The 4,107-nt window shown below is 61.2% G+C and carries 5 protein-coding genes; 4 read left to right on the forward strand and 1 reads right to left on the reverse strand.

The genetic code is table 11. The annotated features are described in order from the left end of the window. The 4 genes from LOC54_RS11520 to mnmA all read left to right on the forward strand — a co-directional run. The coding region (locus tag LOC54_RS11520) for a hypothetical protein (protein ID WP_279313937.1) at positions 1–283 on the forward strand (283 nt) is incomplete at its 5' end. Between the two features lie 72 nt (positions 284–355). Further along, positions 356–1,525: a cysteine desulfurase family protein gene (locus LOC54_RS11525; protein WP_279313938.1), complete on the forward strand. Its 1,170-nt coding sequence runs from the start codon at positions 356–358 to the stop codon at positions 1,523–1,525. 16 nt (positions 1,526–1,541) lie between these two features. Next, entirely contained in the window at positions 1,542–1,856 is a 315-nt protein-coding gene (locus tag LOC54_RS11530; protein ID WP_279313939.1) for a ferredoxin family 2Fe-2S iron-sulfur cluster binding protein, read from the forward strand. A gap of 29 nt (positions 1,857–1,885) precedes the next feature. Next, positions 1,886–2,956, forward strand: a complete 1,071-nt coding sequence (mnmA, locus tag LOC54_RS11535; protein WP_279313940.1) for a tRNA 2-thiouridine(34) synthase MnmA — start codon at positions 1,886–1,888, stop codon at positions 2,954–2,956. A 22-nt stretch (positions 2,957–2,978) separates the two neighbouring features. On the opposite strand, the gene fghA is transcribed toward mnmA, so the two are convergent. Beyond that, positions 2,979–3,827 carry an S-formylglutathione hydrolase gene (fghA, locus tag LOC54_RS11540; RefSeq protein WP_279313941.1) on the reverse strand — a complete coding sequence of 283 codons (849 nt, stop codon included), beginning with the start codon at positions 3,825–3,827 and terminating at the stop codon, positions 2,979–2,981. Positions 3,828–4,107 lie beyond the last annotated feature (280 nt).

Genomic DNA, 4,107 nt, shown 5'->3' on the forward strand with positions numbered 1-4,107 from the left:
TCCACAGGTCTCCGTAAAGACCAGCGTTGAATCACGTCCAAGCCAGTCTGAGAAGATCTTTTGTCAACAGAACCTAGCGCCCGCGCTCAGCCACTCTATTTTATGGGGGGATTACCTTTGTTCTTTGGGGTATTATATATGGATGACATGGTTCATAACGCGTGCTGCTCTGGAGATGAAAAAACTTCAGGCTATGCTGATGCTGTTTATGACAGAGGGCATCCTTACGTGTGTTCTGATGGCGGGTGCGGTTATCTTTAATGTAATCCTGTATAAAAATTAACCGGGACTTCGGGAGCCTCCTGAAAATATACCAGTATATCTCCCGAAGACGGGAACCCCGGGAGGTCACGGTATGAAGGAACTGTATCTCGATCACGCTGCGACCACGCCCTGTGCGAAAGAGGTCGTAACGGCAATGATGCCGCTGTTCGCAGACGAATTCGCCAATCCTCACAGCACCAGTCATCTTGCCGGTGCTGTTGTGGCAGAGCGCGTGGAAGAGGCCCGGGCGGAGGTGGCCGGGCTGCTTGGTGTACAGGCAAGGGAGGTGATCTTCACCTCCGGTGCGACGGAATCCAATAATCTGGCGATCAAGGGTGCCGCGCATTTCGCAGCTTCTCAGGGAGGCAGCCGGCGGCGGATCATCACGCTTGCGACCGAGCATAAATGCGTGATCGAGAGTGTCCGCGATCTCGGGGAGGAGGGGGTTGAACCGGTGATCCTGCCTGTCGGGCGTGATGGCCGTGTCGATCCCGACAGGCTCAGACACGCGCTTGAGGTGCCGACCATACTGGTGAGCATCATGGCGGCGAATAATGAAACCGGTGTGATTCAGGATATCGCCGCCCTGTCGCCTTTAGTCCGCGCTGCCGGTGCGCTGATGCATTGTGATCTGGCCCAGGCGGCAGGGAAAATGCCGGTGGATGCAGGGCTGTTCGACCTGGCGTCTGTGTCCGCTCATAAGCTCTATGGTCCTAAAGGTGTCGGTGCGCTGTTCGTGCGTCAGCGGCCTCGGGTCCGTCTGCAGCCGCTGTTCTCAGGGGGCGGACAGGAGCGCCTGCTGCGTTCCGGCACGCTTCCTGCACCGCTTGTGGCCGGTTTCGGTGTGGCAGCGCGGCTGGCGGGAGAACGGCTTGGTATCGACGGCACACGTCTGGAGCAGATGCGGCAGGTGCTGCTGGACGGGCTCCGGATGCGTCAGACGGATTTTGAGATCAATGGCGAGGGTGCGCCCTGCCTGCCGGGAATCATCAGTCTGCGCTTTCCCGGTGCTCCCGCCGTTCAGGTGCTGGCGGAGGCGCCGGAACTGGCGCTTTCGGCGGGATCGGCCTGTTCTTCGGCCGATGTGGCGCCGTCCTATGTGCTCACGGCCATGGGACTGACGGCGGAGGAGGCCAGGGAAAGCTTGCGTCTCTCCCCCGGACGCTATACCACCGCCGCCGATATGGAGCGGGCCGCAGAGGTGCTGGCCCGCGCGGTTCGTGCGGTGCGGCAGGGCGCTCCGCACGCGAAGACAGTCTGAGCCGGGAAACAATATAATGCCGCAGATGACCTTTATTGAGACAGACGGGAGCGAGCGCACGGTGGATGCGCCGCTGGGCCTTTCCGTTCTGGAGATTGCGCATAAGCACGGCGTTGATCTTGAGGGTGCGTGTGAGGGATCTCTGGCCTGCGCGACCTGTCACGTCATTGTCGATCCGTCATGGGCTGCAAAGCTGAGCGAGCCGACGGAGGACGAGGAAGACATGCTTGATCTTGCGTTCGGACTGGAGAAGACTTCCCGTCTCGGCTGTCAGATCGTTATGACTGACGCGCTTGATGGCCTCGTCGTGCGGCTTCCGCGCCGGGCCTGATCTTCTTTCTGAAGCCGGATTGATCTGCCGTGCGTATTCTTGTTGCCATGTCCGGCGGGGTGGACAGTTCCGTTGTCGCCGCCCGTCTGGTGTCCGAGGGGCATGAGGTCCTCGGTGCGACACTGCAGCTGTACGATGTGCGCGGCGAGGCGAAGAAGGGGGCCTGCTGTGCCGGGCAGGACATCCGGGACGCCTCGGATGTGGCTGAGCGGCTGGGTTTTCCGCATTATGTGATTGATGCGGAAACCCGCTTCCGGGAAAGCGTGATTGACAGTTTTGCGGCATCCTATGCGCGCGGGGAGACACCGGTCCCCTGTGTGGCCTGTAATCAGGGCGTGAAATTCACGGATCTGCTTGGCCTTGCGAAGGATGTCGGGGCGGAGGCGATGGCGACGGGGCATTATGTCCGCCGCATCGAGGGACCGGAGGGTGTGGAGCTGCATCGCCCGGCGGATCTGTCACGCGATCAGAGCTGGTTTCTGTTTGCCACCACCCTGGAGCAGCTGAAGTTCCTGCGTTTTCCCCTTGGAGATGCGCCGGATAAGGCGGCCGTCCGTGCGGAGGCGGAGCGCTCCGGTCTGGCTGTTGCCGATAAGGCGGACAGTCAGGATATCTGCTTTATCCCTGCGGGGTCCTATGCGGATCTTGTGGAGGAGCTGCGTCCTGATATGCAGGGCTGCGGCGAGATCGTCACCCAGGACGGGGCTGTGGTCGGGCAGCATGAGGGGGTCACGCGCTTTACGGTCGGACAGAGCAGGCGTCTGGGGAATGCGGCGCAGATCGACGGTGAGCGACAGATGGTGGTCCGTGTGGAGCCTGCCGCGCGCCGGGTGGTGATCGGTCCGCGCACGGGGGCTGCGGTCATGTCCTGCCATCTTCGGGATGTGAACTGGCTGGTCCCGCTGCCGGAGGCTGAGTCTCTGGTCTGCGAGGTGCAGCTTCGTGCCCGGGAGACGCCCCGGCCGGCACGGGTGACGGCTCTGCCAGGCGGTGGTGCGCGGGTTGAACTGGATGAGCCTGCGCTGCCTGCGCCGGGTCAGGCCTGTGTGTTCTATCGCGGGACGCGTGTTCTGGGCGGCGGGTTTATTACCCGGGCATAAAGAATATTACCCCGGGCTGAATTCATGATTTCAGGATCTTTGCGTGGTGCACGATGTGGTCCTCTATGAAGGTCTGGATGAACCAGTAGGAATGATCGTAGTCGGGCTGCATGCGCAGGTGCAGGGACTGGCTGGCGTTTCTTGCCGCTTCCTCGATGTAGTGCGTTTTCAGCTCCCCTGTGAGGAACTGGTCTGCATCTCCCTGGTCGATCAGGATGGGGGTCGGGTGAGTGTATCCTGCCCTGAGGAGCAGTGTGGCGTCCCATGAGGCCCAGCTGTCGGGATCGGATCCGAGATAGGCGGTGAAGGCCTTTTCGCCCCAGGGGCAAGAGGCAGGATGTACGATCGGAGCGAAGGCGGAGACTGATTTCCAGCGATCGGGGGCGCGCAGTGCGTGGACCAGGGCGCCGTGGCCGCCCATGGAATGGCCCGTGATACCGCGTCGTGTGTCGTCGATCGGGAAGGCGCTGCGGATCAGGGCGGGGAGTTCTTCGGACAGGTAGCTGCCCATCCGGTAATGTGCGGCCCAGGGGGTGCGGGTGGCGTCGAGATAGAATCCGGCGGCGGTGCCGAGATCGTAGCTGTCATCTTCTCCGGGGATTCCTGCGCCACGTGGCGAGGTGTCCGGTGCGACGAGGGCCAGGCCGTGCCGGGCAGCGAAGCGGACGGCGTTGGATTTGGTGAGGAAGGTTTCTTCCGTGCATGTCAGGCCGGCGAGGGTGTAGAGCACCGGGACCGGGCGGTCCGTTGAGGCTTCTCCGGGCAGGAAGACTGCGAAGTTCGCATCGAGGCCGAGCGTTTCGGAATGATGTGTATAGAGACCGAATGTGCCGCCGCAGGATTTCTGTTCTGAACGCGTGGTGAAGCTCATATCTGTTCTCCTGGGGTCTGTGGCGGGGCTGTTTCCGGTCGTTTTCGGATAGTGTCATTAAATGACACCGGACGGAACCTTGCGTTTTGCCGCGGGGAACGGGTGAGTGAGACAGACCTGGTATCAGAGCTCTTTTGGAAATTCGGTTTGAGGGGGTTTCATGAAACCTACGGCGTGTCGTCAGTTAAGGGCTGATTGCGGCACGTGAGTGTTGTACTTTCCGGCTTCCTGTGCAGACTGTTTTCCCGGTTTTGATGGAGACAGACAGATGCGGCGTTAC

Origin of the sequence: Acetobacter sp. AN02, from assembly GCF_029759835.1 — a bacterium.
In the GTDB taxonomy this organism is placed as follows: Bacteria; Pseudomonadota; Alphaproteobacteria; order Acetobacterales; family Acetobacteraceae; genus Acetobacter.

Bases quoted from the DNA above. Each gene is read 5' to 3' on its own strand.
- LOC54_RS11530 (WP_279313939.1), top strand. From the start codon at position 1,542: ATGCCGCAGATGACCTTTATTGAGACAGACGGGAGCGAGCGCACGGTG.
- fghA (WP_279313941.1), bottom strand. From the start codon at position 3,827: ATGAGCTTCACCACGCGTTCAGAACAGAAATCCTGCGGCGGCACATTC.
- LOC54_RS11525 (WP_279313938.1), top strand. From the start codon at position 356: ATGAAGGAACTGTATCTCGATCACGCTGCGACCACGCCCTGTGCGAAA.